This window comes from Pseudomonas paracarnis, assembly GCF_904063055.1.
GTDB classification, from domain to species: Bacteria; Pseudomonadota; Gammaproteobacteria; order Pseudomonadales; family Pseudomonadaceae; genus Aquipseudomonas; species Aquipseudomonas paracarnis.
The window spans coordinates 94067-115854 of the sequence record NZ_CAJFCN010000009.1; the positions used below are offsets into that span (position 1 = coordinate 94067).

19 protein-coding genes are annotated in these 21788 nt (G+C 61.2%); 17 read left to right on the top strand and 2 right to left on the bottom strand.

Annotated elements, in window-relative coordinates:
* Window position 1: 1 nt before the first annotated feature.
* The 5 genes from JMV15_RS19585 (at window position 2) to JMV15_RS19605 (ending at window position 4587) form a co-directional block, all read left to right on the top strand.
* The gene (locus tag JMV15_RS19585; protein ID WP_014719686.1) at window positions 2-301 is read left to right on the top strand and encodes a YciI family protein; all 300 of its coding nucleotides are present in this window, start codon (window positions 2-4) and stop codon (window positions 299-301) included.
* A 100-nt stretch (window positions 302-401) separates the two neighbouring features.
* Window positions 402-1079, top strand: coding sequence for a response regulator transcription factor (locus tag JMV15_RS19590; RefSeq protein WP_014719687.1), 678 nt, complete (start codon window positions 402-404; stop codon window positions 1077-1079).
* Between the two features lie 251 nt (window positions 1080-1330).
* Entirely contained in the window at window positions 1331-1789 is a 459-nt protein-coding gene (locus JMV15_RS19595) for an LTXXQ domain protein (protein ID WP_014719688.1), read from the top strand.
* A 64-nt stretch (window positions 1790-1853) separates the two neighbouring features.
* A complete protein-coding gene (locus JMV15_RS19600) occupies window positions 1854-3200 on the top strand; it encodes a sensor histidine kinase (protein WP_014719689.1) in 1347 nt (448 codons plus the stop codon).
* 37 nt (window positions 3201-3237) lie between these two features.
* Window positions 3238-4587, top strand: coding sequence for a CoA transferase (locus JMV15_RS19605; protein ID WP_038451313.1), 1350 nt, complete (start codon window positions 3238-3240; stop codon window positions 4585-4587).
* 115 nt (window positions 4588-4702) lie between these two features.
* Here JMV15_RS19605 and JMV15_RS19610 read toward each other — a convergent pair whose 3' ends face one another.
* Complete coding sequence (locus JMV15_RS19610; RefSeq protein ID WP_038451315.1) at window positions 4703-5566, bottom strand: DNA-3-methyladenine glycosylase family protein; 864 nt, start codon at window positions 5564-5566, stop codon at window positions 4703-4705.
* A complete protein-coding gene (arcD, locus tag JMV15_RS19615) occupies window positions 5563-6990 on the bottom strand; it encodes an arginine-ornithine antiporter (RefSeq protein ID WP_014719692.1) in 1428 nt (475 codons plus the stop codon). Before arcD (JMV15_RS19615) ends, JMV15_RS19610 begins: the two co-directional genes overlap by 4 nt.
* Window positions 6991-7387: 397 nt before the next feature.
* On the opposite strand from arcD (JMV15_RS19615), the gene arcD (JMV15_RS19620) reads away from it, so the two are divergent.
* The 12 genes from arcD (JMV15_RS19620) to JMV15_RS19675 all read left to right on the top strand — a co-directional run bounded on the left by arcD (JMV15_RS19620) (window position 7388) and on the right by JMV15_RS19675 (window position 21784).
* Window positions 7388-8815, top strand: coding sequence for an arginine-ornithine antiporter (gene arcD, locus JMV15_RS19620; RefSeq protein WP_014719693.1), 1428 nt, complete (start codon window positions 7388-7390; stop codon window positions 8813-8815).
* Between the two features lie 24 nt (window positions 8816-8839).
* Window positions 8840-10096, top strand: a complete 1257-nt coding sequence (gene arcA, locus JMV15_RS19625) for an arginine deiminase (RefSeq protein ID WP_014719694.1) — start codon at window positions 8840-8842, stop codon at window positions 10094-10096.
* 12 nt (window positions 10097-10108) lie between these two features.
* Window positions 10109-11119, top strand: a complete 1011-nt coding sequence (locus tag JMV15_RS19630; protein ID WP_014719695.1) for an ornithine carbamoyltransferase — start codon at window positions 10109-10111, stop codon at window positions 11117-11119.
* 136 nt (window positions 11120-11255) lie between these two features.
* Window positions 11256-12185 (top strand): carbamate kinase, encoded by a 930-nt coding sequence (gene arcC, locus JMV15_RS19635; protein ID WP_019819394.1) that lies wholly within the window; start codon window positions 11256-11258, stop codon window positions 12183-12185.
* A gap of 18 nt (window positions 12186-12203) precedes the next feature.
* Window positions 12204-12566 carry a DUF5064 family protein gene (locus tag JMV15_RS19640; RefSeq protein ID WP_014719697.1) on the top strand — a complete coding sequence of 121 codons (363 nt, stop codon included), beginning with the start codon at window positions 12204-12206 and terminating at the stop codon, window positions 12564-12566.
* 173 nt (window positions 12567-12739) lie between these two features.
* The gene (locus JMV15_RS19645) at window positions 12740-14248 is read left to right on the top strand and encodes a sigma-54-dependent transcriptional regulator (protein ID WP_003193823.1); all 1509 of its coding nucleotides are present in this window, start codon (window positions 12740-12742) and stop codon (window positions 14246-14248) included.
* A 406-nt stretch (window positions 14249-14654) separates the two neighbouring features.
* Window positions 14655-15038, top strand: a complete 384-nt coding sequence (gcvH, locus tag JMV15_RS19650) for a glycine cleavage system protein GcvH (RefSeq protein WP_014719698.1) — start codon at window positions 14655-14657, stop codon at window positions 15036-15038.
* A 10-nt stretch (window positions 15039-15048) separates the two neighbouring features.
* Window positions 15049-17886, top strand: coding sequence for an aminomethyl-transferring glycine dehydrogenase (gcvP, locus tag JMV15_RS19655; protein WP_038451319.1), 2838 nt, complete (start codon window positions 15049-15051; stop codon window positions 17884-17886).
* 160 nt (window positions 17887-18046) lie between these two features.
* Window positions 18047-19423, top strand: a complete 1377-nt coding sequence (locus JMV15_RS19660; RefSeq protein WP_020303147.1) for an L-serine ammonia-lyase — start codon at window positions 18047-18049, stop codon at window positions 19421-19423.
* A gap of 39 nt (window positions 19424-19462) precedes the next feature.
* Window positions 19463-20587 carry a glycine cleavage system aminomethyltransferase GcvT gene (gene gcvT, locus JMV15_RS19665; protein WP_038451322.1) on the top strand — a complete coding sequence of 375 codons (1125 nt, stop codon included), beginning with the start codon at window positions 19463-19465 and terminating at the stop codon, window positions 20585-20587.
* Between the two features lie 392 nt (window positions 20588-20979).
* On the top strand, window positions 20980-21201 hold the full coding sequence (locus JMV15_RS19670; protein WP_014719702.1) for a cold-shock protein: 222 nt from the start codon (window positions 20980-20982) through the stop codon (window positions 21199-21201).
* A gap of 94 nt (window positions 21202-21295) precedes the next feature.
* On the top strand, window positions 21296-21784 hold the full coding sequence (locus JMV15_RS19675; RefSeq protein WP_032902749.1) for an RDD family protein: 489 nt from the start codon (window positions 21296-21298) through the stop codon (window positions 21782-21784).
* Window positions 21785-21788 lie beyond the last annotated feature (4 nt).

Here is a 21788-nt window from a genome sequence, read left to right on the forward strand (position 1 = left end):
CATGCTCTACGCCATCATTGCCACCGATATTGCCAACTCCCTGGAAAAACGCTTGAGCGTACGCCCGGCCCACGTCGAGCGCCTTAAACAGCTGCAAGCCGAAGGCCGCATCGTACTGGCCGGCCCGCACCCGGCGGTCGACAGCAATGACCCGGGCGACGCCGGCTTCACCGGCAGCCTGATCGTGGCCGAGTTTGCCTCCCTGGCCGACGCCGAGGCCTGGGCCAAGGCAGACCCTTACGTTGCAGCAGGCGTCTATGCCGATGTGGTGATCAAGCCGTTCAAGCAAGTCCTGCCTTGAACCCGGCTGCGTCGAACCTAATCGTTTCGGCGCACTCCTAATGGCTCACGGCGTCACCGGTGGGGTCGTCGCCGTCGACAATGGCTAAATCGAGTGAGTCATGAGCGAGCTGTTACTGATAGATGATGACCAGGAGCTCTGTGAGCTGCTGACCAGTTGGTTGAGCCAGGAAGGCTTCCAGGTGCGCGCCTGCCACAACGGCCTGAGCGCCCGCAAAGCCTTGGCCGAAGCCGCCCCGGCGGCGGTGGTGCTCGATGTGATGCTGCCCGACGGCAGCGGCCTGGAGTTGCTCAAGCAACTGCGCAACGACCACCCGGAGTTGCCGGTGCTGATGCTCTCGGCGCGGGGCGAGCCTCTGGACCGCATCCTCGGCCTGGAACTGGGCGCCGACGACTACCTGGCCAAACCTTGCGATCCGCGCGAACTGACGGCGCGCCTGCGCGCCGTGTTACGACGCAGCCACCCGGCCGCGGTATCGACCCAGCTGGAACTGGGCGACTTGTGCTTCAGCCCGGTGCGCGGGGTGGTCAGCATTGATGAGCAGGAATTCACCCTGACCGTCTCCGAAAGCCGCCTGCTTGAAGCCTTGCTGCGTCAACCCGGCGAGCCCCTGGACAAACAGGAACTGGCGCAGATCGCCCTGGGCCGCAAGTTGACCCTCTACGATCGCAGCCTGGACATGCACGTCAGCAACCTGCGCAAGAAGATCGGCCCACACCCGGATGGCCGGCCACGCATCGTGGCGCTGCGTAGTCGTGGCTACTACTACAGCCTCTAAACATCCCGCTTAACCCTGTGGGAGCTGGCTTGCCTGCGATAGCGGTGTGTCAGTCCACCGTTATGCTAACTGGCCCACCGCTATCGCAGGCAAGCCAGCTCCCACCATTGATTTCATCACCTTCAAGGGTTTTGTCAGCTCCTGTCAAACCTGTCTTTACCGAAGCTTTACCCTCCCCTGACCGCCGCTGACCTTGCGCTGCGTAACCTACTCACATCCGGACTCACCGGAATAGAGACAGGAGAATCACCATGCGCAAGACCCTTATCGCTTTGATGCTCGCCGCTGCACTGCCTACCGTCGCCATGGCCATGCCTGAAGGCCCGGGCCCGATGGGCGGCCACGAAGGCCACATGATGGGTGGCCCAGGCCACGGTGAACACGGTCCGCGTGGTAAAGGTGGCCCGTTCAGCCAGTTGGACTTGAGCAAGGAACAGCGTGAGCAGATCCGCAAGCTGATGGGTGAGCAATGGCACGCTCGCAAAGACCTGACCCAAAAGTACCTGGACAAACTGCCGGCCGCTGACCAGAAGGCGATGCAGGACGAAATCGCCGCCGGCAAGCAGAAAACCCAGGCCGATATCCGCGCCGTGCTCAAGCCCGACCAACAGAAGAAGTACGACGAGATCGTCAAGAAGCAAGCCGAGCGCCGCGCCGAATGGAAAGAGTTCCAGGCCTGGAAAGCCCAGCAAGCGCAAAAAGCGCAATAATGGCCTAGCTTCACCCCAGCCCAGTGGTTCGCGCCGCTGGGCTTTTCCTGTTTGAGGGTTTCCTGTGCGTTCATTGTTCTGGCGTATCCTGGCGAGTTTCTGGCTGGCCATCGCCCTGGTAGGCGGGTTGTCGATTTTGCTTGGGCATATGCTCAACCAGGACGCCTGGATTCTGAGCCGCCACCCTGGCCTCAACAACCTGGCCCAAGAGTGGACGCAACTCTATGAAGCCCAGGGCGAAGACGCCGCCCAGGACTTGCTGCAACAGCGCAAACGCCAGTACCACATTGATGTGCAAGTGCTGAACGAGAGTGGCGAGCCGGTGGTGCGGGGCACCTTCCCGCGCCGCGCCGCCGCCTTCGAAGCCCGGCAGAACGACAGCCAGGACGGCCACCTACCGTGGCGACGCCTGACCGCCGAGTACACCAGCGACAAAACCGGCGACACCTACCTGCTGATCTACCGCATTCCCCACCCGGAGCTGGAGGCCTGGCACCGCAGCAGCCTGCTGTGGCCGCTCAGTGCCCTGGCGATTACCCTGGTGGTGCTGACCCTGTTCAGCCTTCTGGTGACGTTGTCCATTACTCGCCCGCTCAGTCGTTTGCGCGGCGCGGTGCATGATCTGGGGCAAACCACCTATCAACAAAACAGCCTGGCGCAACTGGCCAACCGGCGCGACGAATTCGGTGTCTTGGCTAACGACTTCAACCGCATGGGCGCGCGCCTGCAAAGCCTGATCGGCAGCCAGCGCCAGTTGCTGCGCGACGTCTCCCACGAACTGCGCTCGCCGTTGGCGCGCTTGCGTATCGCCCTGGCCCTGGCCGAACGCGCCAGCCCCGAAGAGCGGGAAAAACTCTGGCCGCGCCTGACCCGCGAATGCGATCGCCTGGAAGCCTTGATCAGCGAGATCCTGGTGTTGGCACGGGTTGACGCCGACAACGCCAGCGCCGAAGACATCGACCTCACCCCGTTGCTTAAAACCCTGCAAAAGGACGCCCAACTCAGTGCCCCCGAGCAAGTGGTGCAACTGACGACTGCCAATGATTTGCAGCTTAAAGGCTGGCCGACCATGATCGAACGCGCCGTGGACAACCTGCTGCGCAATGCCCAGCGCTTCAACCCGGTGGGCGAACCGATTGAATTGCAGGCCCAGCATCAAGGCGGGCGCATTCTGATCAGCGTACGCGACCACGGCCCCGGCGTTGAAGCCGAGCACCTGAGCCAATTGGGCGAGCCGTTCTATCGGGCGCCGGGCCAGACCGCCCAAGGTCATGGCCTGGGCCTGGCCATCGCCCGTCGCGCCGCCGAGCGCCATGGCGGCAACCTGATCCTGGCCAACCATCCCGATGGCGGCTTTATCGCCAGCATCGAACTGCCCTTGATCCCTGGGGTTGCCACACCAGTGGGATGATCTTCTATAGTGGCCCTTCTCTTACGGAGGGCCTTTGATGACTGACCTGCTGACTCCCATCCAAGCCGCACTCGCGTTACCGCACGCCCCACTGCCCCAGACCCAGGCCGGTGCCTTGCCCTCGACCTTTGCCGTGACTGACCTGGCGGCCGCCAGCATCGGCGCCGCGGGCCAGGCTATCGCCCAGTTGATTGAGCAACAAACCGGGCGTCTGCCCAGCGTCAGCGTGGATCGGCGCCTGGCCTCGTTGTGGTTCTCTTCGTCGATTCGCCCCGTGGGGTGGCAAGTGCCGCCTTTGTGGGACCCGGTAGCGGGTGATTACGCCAGCGTCGATGGCTGGATCCGCCTGCACACCAACGCGCCCCATCATCGTGCGGCGGCCGAGCGGGTATTGGGGCCTGCCGCTGATTGCGCCGCCATGGCGAGTAGAGTCGCGACCTGGAAAGCCGCCGAACTGGAACAGGCGGTTGTCGATGCGGGCGGTTGTGCCGCGCAAATGCGTAGCTGGCAAGCCTGGCAGCAGCATCCCCAAGGCTTGGCGGTAAACGCCGAAGCGTTGATCCAGCGCCAGGTCTTCGAACCCGGCATCGACAAACCCTGGCTAGGCTCAGCCGCTCGCCCACTGGCCGGCATCAAGGTGCTGGATTTGACCCGGGTGCTGGCCGGCCCGGTGGCCAGTCGTTTCCTCGCAGGCTTAGGCGCCGACGTACTGCGCATCGACTCGCCCACCTGGAACGAACCTGGCGTCGTCCCGGAAATGACCCTGGGTAAACGCTGCGCCCGCCTTGATCTAAAGCGCCACGACGACCGGCAGGTGTTTGAAACGTTGCTCAAGGACGCCGACATTCTGTTCCACGGTTACCGCGCCGATGCCCTGGAGCAACTGGGTTATACCCTTGGCGAACGTCAGCACATCGCCCCCGGCCTGATCGACGTCAGCCTCAACGCCTACGGCTGGAGCGGCCCATGGCGTAATCGGCGTGGCTTTGACAGCCTGGTGCAGATGAGCAGCGGGATTGCCGAGGCCGGCATGGCCTGGAAACAGACGGATAAACCGCTGCCGCTACCGGTGCAGGCGCTGGATCACGCTACCGGCTATTTGATGGCCGCCAGTGCGATCCGGGCTTTGGCCGAGCGCCTGGACTCCGGACGCGGCGGTTCGGCGCGCTTGTCGTTGGCGCGCACGGCGAAGTTGCTGGTGGCGGCCGGGCAAGTGCCACGGCAAGCGGCATTGCGCGAGGAAGACATCAATGACCAGGGCCTGGTCGTGGAGCAGACAGCCTGGGGCCAGGCCCACCGGCTACTGGCGCCGCTGAGCATCAGTGGCACGCCGTTGCAGTGGGATTTGCCGGCGGTGGAACTGGGCTCGCATCGGCCACAGTGGTGACTTCTCGTCCGCTTTCGCGAGCAAGCCCGCTCCCACACTTGACCGAGTACATTCTTTGAAATGCGATAAACATGTGGGAGCGGGCTTGCTCGCGAAGAGGGCCTGACAGGCGCCGCTAATCTTTGCGGTTCAACGACGTCCACAAATGCTGCGCCGCATACGCCCTCAACGGCCGCCACGCCTCGGCCCGCGCCAATAACTGCCGCGCCGACACCGGCCCACCTTCCAAGGCTGCCAAAGCATTGATCAGCCCGATATCCCCCGACGCAAATGCATCCACCTCGCGCAACTGGCGCATGGCGATGTACTGCGCGGTCCACTCTCCAATCCCCGGCAACGCAACCAGCCGTGCAACGCCGTCCTGGAGGCTGGCCTTGGGTTCGAAAAGCTGAGGATCATCCAACAGCGCCTGGGCCACACCGGACAACGTACGACCCCGCGCCTTGGGCATGCCCAGGGTGGCCAGGTCTGCCGCCGCCAGCACTTCTGGTGTCGGGAACAGGTGGGTGATACCGGCGTGCGGGGATGCCAGCGCCAGGCCATACTGAGCCACCAGCTTGCTCGCCAGGCGAATCGCCGCCACCACGGTTATCTGCTGGCCCAGCACTGCACGAATCGCCAGTTCCAACCCGTCCCAGGTGCCTGGCAACCGCAGGCCAGGGCGGGCCGCAGCCAGTTGCGTCATCAGGGGATCTTGCGACAATTGCGCGTTGATCACCTCAGGCACCGCATCCAGATCAAACATCCTGCGCAAGCGCCGCTCGATCTCAGGCATCGCTGCAGGCTCGGGAAAGTCGACCGTCACCTCCAGCCAATCCCCCACGCCCGGTTCGACGCTGACCCAGCCATGTCGGCCCGCCACACTGATACTGCGCCGATATACGCCGGCGACCACGGTTTCCAACCCGGTAATCGCCCGCGCCGATAGGAACCCCAGCATCGCCGCCCAGTCGTAGGGCGGTTGATACGCCAATCTCACAGTGACAATACCCCGCTATACAGCCCATACGCGGCTAACCCGGCGCCCGCGATCACGCCGCTGAAAATGCCTTTTTCCACGGCGGTAAACAAGGGTAGGCCCTGCTCGCGCTTGGCCAGGGCAAACAGGATCACACCCGGGGCGTACAGCAACGCCGACAGCAGCAAATACTTCAAGCCCCCCGCATACAGCAGCCAAATCGCGTAGCCGAGGGCAACCAGCCCCACCAGCAGATCTTTCATGCGCCGGCGCTGCCAGCCTGCATAGGTTTCGCCGCGCGCGCTCAACAGCACCGCATAGGCCGCCGACCACAAATAAGGCACCAGGATCATCGAGGACGCCAGGTAGATCAGGGTGGTGTAGGTGCTGGCGGAAAACAGCGTGATCACCAGGAATGCCTGGATCATCACGTTGGTCAGCCATAAGGCATTGACCGGCACCTGATTGGCGTTTTCCTTCTTCAGGAACGCCGGCATGGTCTTGTCCTGGGCGGTGGCATAGAGGATTTCCGCGCACAGCAGCGCCCAGGAGAGCAACGCGCCGAGCAGCGAAACCGCCAGGCCGATACTGATCAATACCGCGCCCCAAGGCCCGACGACATGCTCCAACACACCGGCCAGGGACGGGTTCTGCAATTGCGCCAGCTCCGGCTGGCTCATGATGCCCAGGGACAACACATTCACCAGCACCAGCAAGGCCAGCACGCCCACGAAACCAATCACCGTGGCGCGCCCCACGTCCGAGCGTTTCTGCGCCCGCGCCGAATACACACTGGCGCCTTCGATCCCGATAAATACAAACACCGTGACCAGCATCATGTGGCGCACCTGCTCGACCACGCTGCCCATCTGCGGGTTACCCATTCCCCAGATATCGCGGGTGAAAATATCCGCCTTGAATGCAACGGCGGCGATCACGATAAACATCAGCAGCGGCACGATCTTCGCCACCGTCGTCACCTGATTGATGAACGCTGCCTCTTTGATCCCGCGCATCACCAGAAAATGTACGGCCCACAGCAACAGCGACGCGCAGCCGATGGCAAGCGGCGTATTGCCCTGGCCGAACGCCGGAAAAAAGTAGCCGAGGGTGCTGAATAGCAAGACGAAATAACCGACATTGCCCATCCACGCACTGATCCAGTAACCCCAGGCGGATGAAAAGCCCATGTAGTCGCCAAAACCCGCCTTGGCGTAGGCATACACCCCGGAGTCCAGTTCGGGCTTACGGTTCGCCAACGTCTGGAACACAAAGGCCAGGGTCAGCATGCCGATGGCGGTGATCGCCCAGCCGATCAATATGGCGCCCACTTCGGCACGGGCGGCCATGTTCTGCGGCAATGAAAAGATGCCGCCGCCAATCATCGAGCCCACCACCAGGGCGATCAGGGCACTGAGCCGGAGTTTCTGGGCGGGTTGGGTCATGCAGCTTCCTCGAAATAAACGGTTGGGCGACAACTGCGCACACAAGTAATTCAGATTAATGACGTTGTCATAACATAAGGATATGTAAAGGTAGGAAGTTTAGGCTTATTTAGAATTTAAATACGTCAATTATGAAGCGATAGTCAAACAACGTACAAAAAATTTGCACATTCGCAAATACGAACTAGCGTCAACACCCATGCCCTCGACCAAATGATTAACCACAAAGCAAAGAGCGCTCTATCAAGCGCCTTTGCGGGACTTGTTCGTCCGCAAAAACCTCACCCTAAGTCGTTAATTCACAATGGAATGTGCCAATGAAGTGATCTGAGTCAGCTGTTTGATTAGCGCACGGAATTATTCTGTGGTCTCTCTTCTCCTGCATTGGAGTCATGCAATGTCTGAAACTCCCGGAAAACTTCGACTAGGCGCCCTGGTCGCACTTGTCGTAGGCTCGATGATTGGCGGCGGTATCTTTTCATTGCCACAAAACATGGCCGCCAGCGCCGATGTCGGTGCGGTGTTGATCGGCTGGGTGATTACCGCCATCGGCATGTTGACCCTCGCCTTCGTGTTCCAGACCCTCGCCAACCGCAAGCCTGACCTCGACGGCGGGGTCTACGCCTACGCCAAGGCCGGTTTCGGCGACTACATGGGCTTTTCATCCGCCTGGGGCTACTGGATCAGCGCATGGCTGGGCAACGTCGGCTACTTCGTGTTGCTGTTCAGCACCTTGGGCTATTTCTTCCCGGTCTTTGGCGAGGGCAATACCCCGACGGCGGTGATCGCTGCGTCAGTGCTGTTATGGGCCGTGCATTTCCTGGTGCTGCGCGGGATCAAGGAAGCGGCGTTCATCAACCTGGTGACCACCGTCGCCAAGGTGGTGCCGCTGCTGCTGTTCGTGCTCATCGCCCTGTTCGCGTTCAAGCTGGACATCTTCACCGCTGACATCTGGGGCGTGAAAAACCCGGACCTGGGCAGTGTGATGAACCAGGTGCGCAACATGATGCTGGTCACCGTGTGGGTGTTTATCGGCATCGAAGGCGCGAGCATCTTCTCGTCCCGTGCCGAGAAACGCAGTGACGTGGGCAAGGCCACCGTGATCGGCTTTATCACTGTGCTGCTGTTCCTGATGCTGGTGAACGTGCTGTCCCTGGGGATCATGACCCAGCCGGAACTGGCCAAACTGCAAAACCCGTCGATGGCCGCCGTGCTGGAGCATGTGGTGGGCCACTGGGGCGCGGTGCTGATCAGCGTGGGCTTGATCATCTCCCTGCTCGGCGCGCTGCTGTCCTGGGTGCTGCTGTGTGCGGAGATCATGTTCGCCGCCGCCAAGGACCACACCATGCCGGAGTTCCTGCGCAAGGAAAACGCCAACCATGTGCCGGTCAACGCCCTGTGGCTGACCAACGCAATGGTGCAGATATTCCTGGTGATCACGCTGTTTTCCGCCAGCACCTACCTGTCACTGATCTACCTCGCCACCTCGATGATCCTGGTGCCTTACCTGTGGTCGGCGGCCTACGCCCTGCTGCTGGCGGTGCGCGGCGAGACCTACGAGAACGCCCTCAAAGAGCGCAGAAAGGACCTGTTCATCGGCGCTATCGCCCTGATCTATGCGATCTGGCTGCTCTACGCCGGCGGCACCAAATACCTGCTGCTCTCCGCCCTGCTCTATGCCCCTGGCGCGATCCTGTTCGCCAAAGCCAAGCGTGAACTGGGCAAACCGATTTTCACCCCCGTCGAGAAGCTGATTTTCGCCGCAGTGGTCATTGGCGCCCTGGTGGCGGCCTATGGGCTCTACGACGGCTTCCTGACCCTGTAATTGTTGTTCACTGGAGGATCTGTAATGACCACGGAAAAAGTGAAGTACGGCGTACATTCCGAAGCCGGCAAACTGCGCAAAGTCATGGTGTGCTCCCCAGGTTTGGCCCACCAGCGGCTGACCCCCAACAACTGCGACGAGCTGCTGTTCGATGACGTGCTGTGGGTGGCCCAGGCCAAGCGCGACCACTTCGACTTCGTGACCAAGATGCGCGAGCGGGACATTGATGTGCTGGAAATGCACAACCTGCTCACCGACATCGTCGCCAACCCCGAAGCGCTGGACTGGATTCTGGAACGCAAGATCACCGCCAACACCGTAGGCCTGGGCCTGGTCGATGAAGTCGGTTCGTGGCTGCGCAGCCTGGAGCCGCGCAAAATCAGCGAGTACCTGATTGGCGGCGTATCGGCCGACGACCTGCCGAGCAGCTTCGGTGGCAAGACCATCGAGATGTTCCGCGATTTTCTCGGCCATGCCAGTTTCATCTTGCCGCCACTGCCCAACACCCAGTTCACCCGCGACACCACTTGCTGGATCTACGGCGGCGTGACGCTCAACCCGATGTACTGGCCGGCGCGCCGCCAGGAAACCCTGCTGACCAGCGCCATCTATAAATTCCACCCTGAGTTCACCAACGCGGACTTCCAGATCTGGTACGGCGACCCCGATCAGGAACATGGCGCCGCGACGCTGGAAGGCGGCGACGTGATGCCGATTGGCAACGGCGTGGTGTTGATCGGCATGGGTGAGCGTTCGTCCCACCAGGCCATTGGCCAACTGGCGCGCAACCTGTTCCAGAACAAAGCCGTGGAGCGCGTCATCGTGGCCGGCCTGCCCAAATCCCGCGCCGCGATGCACCTGGACACCGTGTTCAGCTTCTGCGACCGCGACCTGGTCACCGTCTTCCCCGAAGTGGTCAACCAGATCGTGCCTTTCACCCTGCGCCCTGACGAGAGCAAGCCCCACGGCATCGACATTCAGCGCGAGAAAACCAACTTCCTCGAAACCGTGGCCGCAGCGCTCAACCTCAAGGCCCTGCGCGTGGTCGAGACCGGCGGCAACAGCTTCGCCGCCGAACGCGAGCAATGGGATGACGGCAACAACGTGGTGGCCGTGGAACCGGGCGTGGTGATTGGCTACGACCGCAACACCTACACCAACACCCTGCTGCGCAAGGCCGGTGTGGAAGTGATCACCATCAGCGCCGGTGAACTCGGCCGAGGCCGTGGCGGCGGCCACTGCATGACCTGCCCGATCATCCGCGACCCTATCGACTATTAAGGAGATTTCATCATGGCTTTCAATATGCGCAACCGCAGCCTGCTGTCGCTGATGCACCACACCACTCGCGAGCTGCATTATCTGCTGGACCTGTCCCGCGACCTCAAACGCGCCAAATACACCGGCACCGAGCGTCCGCACCTGCAGGGCAAGAACATCGCACTGATCTTCGAAAAAACCTCCACCCGCACTCGCTGTGCCTTCGAAGTCGCGGCCCATGACCAGGGCGCCCACGTCACCTACATCGACCCGGTGTCGTCGCAGATCGGCCACAAAGAAAGCATGAAAGACACCGCCCGCGTACTGGGCCGGATGTTCGATGCCATTGAGTACCGTGGCTTTGAACAGGAAATCGTCGAAGAGCTGGCCAAGTTCGCCGGTGTGCCGGTGTTCAACGGCCTCACCGCCGAATTCCACCCGACCCAGATGATCGCCGACACCCTGACCATGCGCGAACACAGCGACAAGCCGCTGCATGACATCAGCTACGCCTACCTCGGGGACGCCCGCTACAACATGGGCAACTCGCTGCTGATGATCGGCGCCAAGCTGGGCATGGACGTGCGCATCGGCGCGCCCAAAGCGCTGTGGCCCCATGAAGATTTCATCAAGCAATGCCAGGCCTTTGCCGAGGAAAGCGGCGCACGCATCACCATCACCGAAGACCCGAAAGAAGCCGTGAAAGGTGTGGATTTCATCCACACCGATATCTGGGTGTCCATGGGCGAACCGGTGGAAGCGTGGGACGAGCGCATCGAGCAACTGCTGCCGTACCAGGTCAACGCCAAGATGATGAAAGCCTCGGGCAACCCTCGGGTGAAATTCATGCATTGCCTGCCGGCGTTCCACAACAGTGAAACCAAGGTCGGCAAGGACATCGCGGCGCGCTATCCGCACTTGGCCAATGGCGTGGAAGTGACCGAAGAGGTGTTCGAGTCGCCGGCCAATATCGCCTTCGAGCAGGCGGAAAACCGCATGCATACCATCAAGGCGATTCTGGTGTCGGCGTTGGCAGACATCTAACCCCACTCTGATCGTTCCCACGCTCCGCGTGGGAATGCAGCCAGTGGCGCTCTGCGCCACAAGAGCGGACGCAGAGCGTCCGGTGAGGCATTCCCACGCAGAGCGTGGGAACGATCATTCTAGAAGGACATTCTGTATGCGCATCGTCGTAGCCCTGGGCGGCAACGCCCTCCTGCGTCGTGGTGAACCCATGACCGCAGACAATCAACGGGCCAACATCCGTATCGCCACCGAACAGATCGCCAAAATCCACGCCGGCAACGAGTTGGTGATCGCCCACGGCAATGGCCCGCAAGTGGGCCTGCTGTCATTGCAGGCAGCGGCCTACACCAGCGTCTCGCCTTACCCGCTGGACGTGCTGGGCGCTGAGACAGAGGGCATGATCGGCTACATCATTGAACAGGAACTGGGCAACCTGCTGGACTTTGAAGTGCCGTTCGCCACCCTGCTCACCCAGGTCGAAGTGGACGCCAAGGACCCGGCCTTCCAGAACCCTACCAAGCCCATCGGCCCGGTGTATGCCAAAGCCGAAGCCGAGAAACTCGCCGCCGAGAAAGGTTGGGCCATCGCGCCCGATGGCGACAAATACCGCCGCGTGGTCGCCAGCCCGCGCCCCAAACGCATCTTTGAAATTCGCCCGATCAAATGGCTGCTGGAGAAAAAAGCCATCGTGATCTGCGCCGGTGGCGGCGGCATCCCGACGATGTATGGCGAAGACGGCAAGCTGCGCGGCATTGAAGCCGTGATCGACAAAGACCTGTGTTCCTCCTTGCTGGCCACGCAACTGGAGGCCGATTTGCTGGTGATCGCCACCGACGTCAACGCCGCCTTTATCGACTTCGGCAAGCCCACCCAGAAGGCCATCGGCCAGGCCCACCCCGACGACATGGAAAAACTCGGCTTCGCCGCCGGCTCCATGGGGCCCAAGGTCCAGGCCGCCTGCGAGTTCGCCCGCCAGACTGGCAAAACTGCGGTGATCGGTTCACTCTCGGACATCGAAGCCATCGTCCAGGGCAGCGCCGGCACGCGCATCAGCACGGCCAAACCTGGCATCACCTACCTGTGAAGTTGAGGAGAAACGCCTATGGCTATCTTTGAACCCGGCCACCTGCATATCGAGCGACACGCGCTGAACAAGGACGATGTCAGCTACGACCTGTGCCTGGACTACGAAGTCGTCACGGATGACCGCGAAGGCAAAGGCATGCAGTTCACCCTGCATGGCAGCATCCAGGGCAAGGGCATGAAGGAAACCTTTTTCCTGCCCAAGGACCAGGCCTATAACTTCGCCAGCAATGTGACCAAGATTGTCGAAAAATACGGCATTCCCAAGACCCATAGCAGCGTCGGTTCACAGCACAAGCATTACGATCTGATGTTTGAGGATGTGCGCCACCAGTTGGATATGAAATCCGGCGACCCGGTCAAACCCGAACACCTGGAATAACCTGCCCCCCAATCGAATGTGGGAGCTGGCTTGCCTGCGATAGCGACCTGTCAGACGATATTTTCGGTAACTGACCCACCGCCATCGCAGGCAAGCCAGCTCCCACATTTTGATCTCCACCGGCTCCAAGGCATACTGGCCACCCTCAGCACTCCAGAATCAAGATCCGCCCCATGCGTATCCACGTCAGCTTCATCGACCGCGTCGGCATCACCCAGGAAGTCCTGGCCTTGCTCGGTGGGCGCAATCTCAATCTGGATGCGGTGGAAATGGTGCCGCCCAATGTCTATATCGATGCGCCGACCCTCAGCGCCGAGGTGCTTGAAGAGCTGCGCGATGCGTTGTTCAGCGTGCACGGCGTGCAGGCGGTAAAGGTCGTCGACATCCTTCCGGGCCAGCGTCGCCACTTGCAACTCGACGCCCTGCTGGCGGCCATGACCGACCCGGTGCTGGCCCTGGACAGTGCAGGCAAGATCCTGCTGGCCAATCCGGCGCTGATCGCCTTGTACGGGCGTGAACCGGCCGGTGAGAGCATCGCCGAGCTGTTCGATGATCCGGCCTTGCTGGAAACCTTGCTGGACCAGGGCTTTCGCTTACCGTTGCGCGAGATCAGCGTCAACGGCCAGACCCTGCTGCTGGGCGCCACGCCGATCACCGACGCTGGCGCCCTGCTTACCCTCTACCAGCCCAACCGCATCGGCGAACAACTGTCGGCGCTGCATCATGACCATGCCGAAGGGTTTGATGCGCTGCTGGGCGAGTCCCCGGCGATCCGCACGCTCAAGGCTCGGGCGCAACGGGTGGCGGCGCTGGATGCACCGCTGCTGATCCAGGGCGAAACCGGCACCGGCAAAGAGCTGGTGGCCCGCGCCTGCCACGCCATCAGTGCGCGTCACAGTGCGCCGTTTCTGGCACTGAACTGCGCGGCGTTGCCGGAAAACCTCGCCGAAAGTGAATTGTTCGGCTATGCGCCGGGCGCCTTTACCGGCGCGCAACGCGGTGGTAAACCGGGGCTGATGGAGTTGGCCAACCAAGGCACGGTGTTTCTCGATGAGATCGGTGAAATGTCGCCGTACCTGCAAGCCAAACTGCTGCGCTTTCTCAACGACGGCAGCTTTCGCCGCGTAGGCGGCGACCGCGAAGTAAAGGTCAATGTGCGCATCCTCAGCGCCACCCACCGCGACCTGGAAAAGATGGTCAGCGAAGGCACCTTTCGCGAAGATCTGTTTTACCGCCTCAACGTGCTCAACGTCGCCGTGCCGCCTTTGCGTGAACGCGGCCAGGACATCCTGCTGCTGGCGCGCTACTTCATGCAGCAAGCCTGCGCGCAGATCCAGCGCCCGGTCTGCCGCCTGGCGCCGGGTACCTATCCAGCCCTGCTGGGCAACCACTGGCCGGGCAACGTGCGGCAGTTGCAAAACGTGATCTTCCGCGCTGCCGCCATCTGCGAAAGCAGCCTGGTGGACATCGGCGACCTGGACATCGCCGGCACCTCCGTGGCTCGCCAGAGCGATGGTGAAGTCGACAGCCTGGAACAGGCCGTGGAAGATTTCGAGCGCAGCCTGCTGGAAAGCCTCTACAGCCGCTACCCCTCGACCCGCCAACTGGCCAGCCGGCTGCAAACCTCCCACACGGCTATCGCCCATCGCCTGCGCAAATACGGCATTCCCAACAAACCCTGACGGAATAAACGCGGTTCAACTGTAGGAGCTGGCTTGCCTGCGATAGCGTTGGGTCATCCAACGCCTTAGTGACGGGTAGACCGCTATCGCAGGCAAGCCAGCTCCCACAGAAACCGCATTACAGATTTGGTCTGAGAACGACATTCCGTGTACTGAAAGCGCTACAGCGTAACGATATCGCTACAAGCCTGTTTTTTGCGCGCCATGCAAGGCTTTGATCCACATAGGCTTTTTTTCACGCACTCGACTGTAGCGAAAACGCTACAGCATATTCGATTACGCCTATGACTGAATTTATTAACCCTTTGATCTATAACGATTTAATAACGTTGGCCGCGATATTGCTAAGCAACTCCTCATTATTCCAATCCCGTCCACCAGACGATTCTGGCCCTGAGGAGTTTCCATGAGCGAGTTGCGTTTCACTGAAGATCACGAATGGCTGCGCGCCGAAGCCGATGGCAGCGTCACCGTGGGTATCACCGCTTTTGCGCAGAACGCGCTGGGTGATGTGGTTTTCGTGCAACTGCCAGAGTTGCAGGCTTATACCAAGGGCGCCGAAGCCTCCACCGTGGAGTCGGTCAAGGCCGCCAGTGGTGTGTACATGCCGTTGGACGGTGAAGTCCTCGAAGTCAACGACAAGCTCGATGGCAGCCCGGAACTGGTCAACGAAGACCCGATGGGCGAAGGCTGGTTCTTCCGCTTTAAACCCGCCGATGCCGATGCAGTGGCTAAGCTGTTGGATCAGGATGCGTACGACCGTCTGATCAAAGCCAACGCTGAAGCTTGAGGAGCGCGCCATGACCGTTAATCTGACCACCGCCAACGAATTCATCGCCCGCCACATCGGCCCGCGCCAGGAAGACGAGCAGCAAATGCTCGCCAGCCTGGGGTTTGATTCCCTCGAAGCCCTGAGCGCCAGCGTGATCCCGGAAAGCATCAAGGGCACCAGCGTGCTCGGCCTGGAAGACGGCCTGAGCGAAGCCCAGGCCCTGGCCAAGATCAAGACCATCGCCAGCCAGAACCAACTGTTCAAGACCTACATCGGCCAGGGCTATTACAACTGCCACACGCCGTCGCCGATCCTGCGCAACCTGCTGGAAAACCCGGCCTGGTACACCGCCTACACGCCGTATCAACCCGAGATTTCCCAAGGCCGCCTGGAAGCCCTGCTGAATTTCCAGACCCTGATCAGCGACCTCACCGGCCTGCCGATTGCCAACGCCTCCCTGCTTGACGAAGCCACCGCCGCTGCTGAAGCCATGACCTTCTGCAAGCGCCTGAGCAAGAACAAAGGCAGCCACGCGTTCTTCGCGTCGGTGCACAGCCACCCGCAAACCCTCGACGTATTGCGCACCCGTGCTGAACCTTTGGGCATCGATGTGGTGGTCGGCGATGAGCGTGAACTGACCGACGTCAGCGCGTTCTTCGGTGCCCTGCTGCAATACCCGGCCAGTAACGGCGATGTATTCGATTACCGCGAGCTGACCGAGCGCTTCCACGCCGCCAACGCCCTGGTCGCCGTAGCCGCCGACCTGATGGCGCTGACCCTGCTGACGCCGCCGGGTGAATTCGGTGCCGACGTCGCCATTGGCAGCGCACAACGCTTTGGCGTGCCACTGGGCTTCGGTGGCCCGCACGCGGCGTACTTCTCCACCAAGGATGCGTTCAAGCGCGACATGCCAGGCCGTCTGGTCGGTGTTTCCGTCGACCGCTTCGGCAAGCCGGCCCTGCGCCTGGCCATGCAGACCCGCGAGCAACATATCCGCCGCGAGAAAGCCACCAGCAACATCTGCACTGCCCAAGTGCTGCTGGCCAACATCGCCAGCATGTACGCCGTGTACCACGGCCCCAAAGGCCTGACCCAGATCGCCCAGCGCATTCACCAGCTGACCGCGATCCTGGCCAAGGGCTTGACGGCCCTGGGCCAGAACGTCGAGCAGGCACACTTCTTCGACACCCTGACCCTCAACACCGGCGCCCACACCGCCGCCCTGCACGACAAGGCCCGCGCCCAGCGCATCAACCTGCGCGTGGTGGATGGCGAGCGCGTTGGCCTGTCGGTCGACGAAACCACCACCCAGGCCGATATCGAGGCCTTGTGGGCCATCTTCGCGGACGGCAAAACCCTGCCAGCCTTTGCCGCCACCGACAGCACCCTGCCGAGCGCGTTGCTGCGCCAGTCGCCGATCCTCAGCCACCCGGTCTTCAACCGTTACCATTCGGAAACCGAGCTGATGCGCTACCTGCGCAAGCTGGCCGACAAAGACCTGGCCCTGGACCGCACCATGATCCCGCTGGGTTCGTGCACCATGAAGCTCAACGCCGCCAGCGAAATGATCCCGGTGACCTGGGCCGAATTCGGTGCCCTGCACCCATTCGCCCCCGCCGCGCAAAGCGCCGGCTACCAGCAACTGACCAGCGAACTGGAAGCCATGCTCTGCGCGGCCACCGGTTACGACGCGATCTCCCTGCAACCCAACGCCGGTTCCCAGGGTGAGTACGCCGGCCTCTTGGCCATCCGTGCCTATCACCAGAGCCGTGGCGAAGCACGTCGCGACATCTGCCTGATCCCGTCGTCAGCCCACGGCACCAACCCTGCCACCGCCAACATGGCCGGCATGCGCGTGGTGGTCACCGCTTGCGACGCGCGCGGCAACGTCGACATCGAAGACCTGCGCGCCAAGGCCATCGAGCACCGCGAGCACCTCGCTGCGCTGATGATCACCTACCCGTCCACCCACGGCGTGTTCGAGGAAGGTATCCGCGAAATCTGCGGGATCATTCATGACAACGGCGGCCAGGTGTACATCGACGGCGCCAACATGAACGCGATGGTCGGCCTGTGCGCACCGGGCAAGTTCGGCGGCGACGTGTCCCACCTGAACCTGCACAAAACCTTCTGCATTCCCCACGGCGGTGGCGGCCCGGGCGTTGGCCCGATTGGCGTCAAGTCGCACCTCACGCCATTCCTGCCCGGCCACGCGGCCATGGAGCGCAAAGAGGGCGCGGTGTGCGCCGCGCCGTTCGGCAGCGCGAGCATTTTGCCGATTACCTGGATGTACATCAGCATGATGGGCGGCGCCGGCCTCAAGCGCGCGTCGCAGTTGGCGATCCTGAATGCCAACTACATTTCCCGCCGCCTGGAAGAGCACTACCCCGTGCTGTACACCGGCAGCAATGGCCTGGTGGCCCACGAATGCATCCTGGACCTGCGCCCGTTGAAAGACAGCAGCGGCATCAGCGTGGACGACGTGGCCAAGCGCCTGATCGACTTTGGTTTCCATGCACCGACCATGTCGTTCCCGGTGGCCGGCACCTTGATGATCGAGCCGACCGAAAGTGAATCCAAGGAAGAGCTGGACCGCTTCTGCGACGCCATGATCGCCATCCGCGAAGAAATTCGCGCGGTGGAAAACGGCACATTGGACAAAGACGACAACCCACTCAAAAACGCGCCGCACACCGCCGCTGAACTGGTGGGCGAATGGAGCCACCCATACAGCCGTGAACAAGCGGTGTACCCGGTGGCTTCATTGATCGAAGGCAAGTACTGGCCGCCGGTTGGCCGGGTTGACAACGTGTTTGGCGATCGCAACCTGGTGTGTGCGTGCCCTTCTATCGAGAGCTACGCCTGATCTGACGGGAGATACGCGGCCAGTGTGGGAGCTGGCTTGCCTGCGATAGCGGTGTATCAGCCGACAGTGATGTTGTCTGCCCCACCGCTATCGCGGGCAAGCCCGGCTCCCACATTGACCGAGTCCTCCTCAGAAAATAATAAGAAACCGGAGAACAACCATGTCCCTTAGCGTGTTCGACCTGTTCAAAATTGGCATTGGCCCCTCCAGTTCCCACACCGTAGGCCCGATGCGTGCCGCCGCTCGATTCGTCGAGGGGCTCAAGCGTGACAACCTGCTCAACGCCACCTGCGGCATCAAGGTGGAACTCTATGGATCGCTGGGCGCCACCGGCAAAGGCCACGGCAGCGACAAGGCTGTGTTGCTGGGCCTGGAAGGCGAACATCCGGACACCGTGAATACCGAAACCGTGGCTGCACGCCTGGCGCAGATGCGCAGTGACGGGCGCCTCAACCTGCTCGGCGAACACAGCATTGCGTTCAACGAGAAAGAACACCTGGCGATGATTCGCAAGCCCCTTGCCTATCACCCCAACGGCATGATCTTTCGTGCCTTTGACGCCGCCGGCATTCAGACCCGTAGCCGCGAGTACTACTCGGTCGGTGGCGGTTTCGTGGTGGATGAAGACGCGGCGGGCGCCGACCGTATCGTCGAAGACGCCACACCCCTGACCTTCCCGTTCAAACACGCCAAGGACTTGCTCGGCCATTGCGCCACCTATGGCCTGTCTATCAGCCAGGTGATGCTGACCAATGAAAGTGCCTGGCGCCCGGAAGCCGAAACCCGCAGCGGGTTGTTGAAGATCTGGCAAGTCATGCAGGACTGCGTCGATGCCGGCTGTCGCAACGAAGGTATCTTGCCCGGAGGCTTGAAGGTCAAGCGCCGGGCGGCGGCCTTGCATCGGCAGTTGTGCAAGAACCCGGAGTCGGCGCTGCGCGACCCGCTGTCGGTGCTCGATTGGGTCAACCTGTATGCGCTGGCAGTCAACGAAGAAAACGCCAATGGCGGGCGCGTGGTCACTGCGCCCACCAATGGCGCGGCTGGGATCATTCCCGCCGTGCTGCACTACTACATGCGCTTCATCCCCGGCGCGAACGAAGACGGTGTGGTGCGCTTTTTGCTCACCGCGGCCGCCATCGGCATTTTGTACAAGGAAAATGCTTCGATCTCAGGCGCCGAAGTCGGTTGCCAGGGCGAAGTCGGCGTGGCCTGTTCCATGGCCGCAGGCGCACTCTGTGAAGTGCTGGGCGGCAGCGTGTCCCAAGTGGAAAACGCCGCCGAGATCGGCATGGAACACAACCTCGGCCTGACCTGCGACCCCATTGGCGGGCTGGTGCAGGTGCCGTGCATCGAGCGCAATGCCATGGGCTCGGTGAAGGCGATCAATGCGGTGCGCATGGCCCTGCGTGGCGACGGCCAGCACTTTGTGTCCCTCGACAAGGTCATCCGCACCATGCGCCAGACCGGCGCCGACATGAAAAGCAAATACAAGGAAACCGCCCGTGGCGGTTTGGCGGTCAACATTATCGAGTGCTGACGCCCACAAGCGCGTCGGCACGTTTTTCAGGAGCTGAATATGTCCACCGAAACCCTGTTGAAAACTCCTCTGCACGCCTTGCACCTCGAACTCGGCGCGCGCATGGTGCCCTTCGCCGGCTACGACATGCCGGTGCAGTATCCATTGGGCGTGATGAAGGAACACCTGCATACCCGTGAACAGGCCGGGTTGTTCGATGTTTCCCACATGGGCCAGATCCGCCTCACCGGCGCGAATGCCGCCAAGGCCCTGGAGACCCTGGTGCCCGTCGATATCATCGACCTGCCAGTGGGTATGCAGCGCTATGCGATGTTCACCAACGAGCAAGGCGGCATCCTCGACGACCTGATGGTCGCCAACCTGGGCAACGACGAATTGTTCCTGGTGGTCAACGCCGCCTGCAAGGACCAGGACCTGGCGCACCTGCGTACACATATCGGCGACCAATGCACCATCGAACCGCTGTTCGAAGAACGGGCCCTGCTGGCCCTGCAAGGCCCTGCGGCAGTGAAAGTATTGGCGCGCCTGGCCCCTGAAGTCACCCAGATGACCTTCATGCAATTTGCCACCCTGCGTTTGCTGGGCGTGGAGTGCTACGTCAGCCGCTCCGGCTACACCGGTGAAGACGGCTTTGAAATCTCCGTGCCGGCGGCCAATGCCGAGAGCCTGGCCCGCAGCCTGCTGGCCGAAACCGAAGTGCAGGCCATCGGCCTGGGCGCCCGCGATTCGCTACGCCTGGAAGCCGGCCTGTGCCTGTACGGCCACGACATGAACACCGACACCACGCCAATCGAAGCCAGCCTGTTGTGGGCGATTTCCAAGGCTCGGCGTGCCGATGGCGCACGGGCCGGCGGCTTCCCTGGCGCCGACCGCATCTTCACCCAACAGCAAACCGGGGTGGCGCGCAAACGCGTAGGCCTGCTGCCGCAGGAGCGTACCCCGGTGCGTGAAGGCGCTGAAATTGTCGATGCACAGGGTACGGTAATCGGCAGCGTGTGCAGTGGAGGCTTTGGCCCAACCTTGGGCGGCCCGCTGGCGATGGGTTACCTGGACAGCGCATTTGTCGCATTGGATACCGAAGTTAGCGCAATGGTACGTGGGAAAAAGGTGCCACTGCGTGTAAGTAAAATGCCATTCGTTCCGCAACGTTACTACCGTGGCTGATTGACTGTTTCTATAAGTAACGCGGTTGCGTTAATGTGCACTGAACTGTAACGCAACCGCCATAAAACAGTGCATTCACGATAGGCTTTTTATAGCTGACGCCCTATAACAAGTGAATAACTCTATCGAATAAGCCGGTATCAGAACATTCAACAAAGTGTCATGAGACCCAATAAAACAAGGGCCTGCACAAGGGCTTGTTTTTTTCATATTAGTTGGCGTAGAGTTTGCCCACTGTGTTTGCATGGGTCGCTTGGAACCTGGACCTGGGCAGTAGCTCAAGTAGTTTGCTACAACCCGTTCGACGTCTCTTACTTTCCTGCAACCCAGCCCAGTACTCTTTCGTGTGAAAGGGGCTGTCATTAATTTTTAGCGTCAAAGGAAAGAAGAAAATGTCGGATAAAGGTGGACGTCAGAGCGGTACCGTCAAGTGGTTCAACGACGAGAAAGGGTTTGGTTTTATCACTCCTGAAAGCGGCCCGGATCTGTTCGTGCATTTCCGCGCTATCCAGGGCAACGGTTTCAAGAGCCTGAAGGAAGGCCAGAAGGTCACCTTCGTTTCAGTACAAGGGCAAAAAGGCCTGCAGGCTGACGAAGTACAAGCAGAAGGCTGATCCTTGCTGCGACAAAAAGCCCCTGATATGACATCAGGGGCTTTTTTATGGGCGCCATTGCGTAAACTGCGTGCTTTCTCCAGAGAGCCCTGCCATGTCCAAACCCCTGTTGAGCCCCCAGGGCGAATTCCCCGCCGTTGGCCTGGGCCGTCGCCTGGCAGCGATGTTCTACGATTTCCTGCTGTGCACCGCCCTGCTGATCGTCACCGCGTTTATCTACAAGTTGGTGTGGATCGCCTTCGTGGGCGAAGCGAAGATGCGCACGCTCACCGAGTCCGGCGCGCTGGACGGTGACCCGTTGCTGTCGACTCTGCTGCTGTTCGTGCTGTTCGGGTTCTTCGCCAAGTTCTGGACCCATTCGGGGCAAACCCTGGGCATGCAGGTGTGGGGCGTGCGCGTGCAGAACGCTGACGGGTCGCGGATCAGCCTGTGGCAGGCACTGTTGCGTTTTGTGGTGTCGATTGCGTCATGGCTGTGCGTGGGGTTGGGGTTTATCTGGTCGTTGTTCGATAAACACAAACGCAGCTGGCATGACATCTATTCGGATACGCAGTTGGTGCGAATCCCGAAGCAAAAGAAGTAACTCA

Excerpts from the sequence above, each read along its gene's own strand:
- JMV15_RS19585 (WP_014719686.1), top strand. The coding sequence starts at position 2 with ATGCTCTACGCCATCATTGCCACCGATATTGCCAACTCCCTGGAAAAA.
- JMV15_RS19590 (WP_014719687.1), top strand. The coding sequence starts at position 402 with ATGAGCGAGCTGTTACTGATAGATGATGACCAGGAGCTCTGTGAGCTG.
- JMV15_RS19595 (WP_014719688.1), top strand. The coding sequence starts at position 1,331 with ATGCGCAAGACCCTTATCGCTTTGATGCTCGCCGCTGCACTGCCTACC.
- JMV15_RS19605 (WP_038451313.1), top strand. The coding sequence starts at position 3,238 with ATGACTGACCTGCTGACTCCCATCCAAGCCGCACTCGCGTTACCGCAC.
- arcD (WP_014719692.1), bottom strand. The coding sequence starts at position 6,990 with ATGACCCAACCCGCCCAGAAACTCCGGCTCAGTGCCCTGATCGCCCTG.
- arcD (WP_014719693.1), top strand. The coding sequence starts at position 7,388 with ATGTCTGAAACTCCCGGAAAACTTCGACTAGGCGCCCTGGTCGCACTT.
- arcA (WP_014719694.1), top strand. The coding sequence starts at position 8,840 with ATGACCACGGAAAAAGTGAAGTACGGCGTACATTCCGAAGCCGGCAAA.
- JMV15_RS19630 (WP_014719695.1), top strand. The coding sequence starts at position 10,109 with ATGGCTTTCAATATGCGCAACCGCAGCCTGCTGTCGCTGATGCACCAC.
- arcC (WP_019819394.1), top strand. The coding sequence starts at position 11,256 with ATGCGCATCGTCGTAGCCCTGGGCGGCAACGCCCTCCTGCGTCGTGGT.
- JMV15_RS19640 (WP_014719697.1), top strand. The coding sequence starts at position 12,204 with ATGGCTATCTTTGAACCCGGCCACCTGCATATCGAGCGACACGCGCTG.
- JMV15_RS19645 (WP_003193823.1), top strand. The coding sequence starts at position 12,740 with ATGCGTATCCACGTCAGCTTCATCGACCGCGTCGGCATCACCCAGGAA.
- gcvH (WP_014719698.1), top strand. The coding sequence starts at position 14,655 with ATGAGCGAGTTGCGTTTCACTGAAGATCACGAATGGCTGCGCGCCGAA.
- gcvP (WP_038451319.1), top strand. The coding sequence starts at position 15,049 with ATGACCGTTAATCTGACCACCGCCAACGAATTCATCGCCCGCCACATC.
- JMV15_RS19660 (WP_020303147.1), top strand. The coding sequence starts at position 18,047 with ATGTCCCTTAGCGTGTTCGACCTGTTCAAAATTGGCATTGGCCCCTCC.
- gcvT (WP_038451322.1), top strand. The coding sequence starts at position 19,463 with ATGTCCACCGAAACCCTGTTGAAAACTCCTCTGCACGCCTTGCACCTC.
- JMV15_RS19670 (WP_014719702.1), top strand. The coding sequence starts at position 20,980 with ATGTCGGATAAAGGTGGACGTCAGAGCGGTACCGTCAAGTGGTTCAAC.
- JMV15_RS19675 (WP_032902749.1), top strand. The coding sequence starts at position 21,296 with ATGTCCAAACCCCTGTTGAGCCCCCAGGGCGAATTCCCCGCCGTTGGC.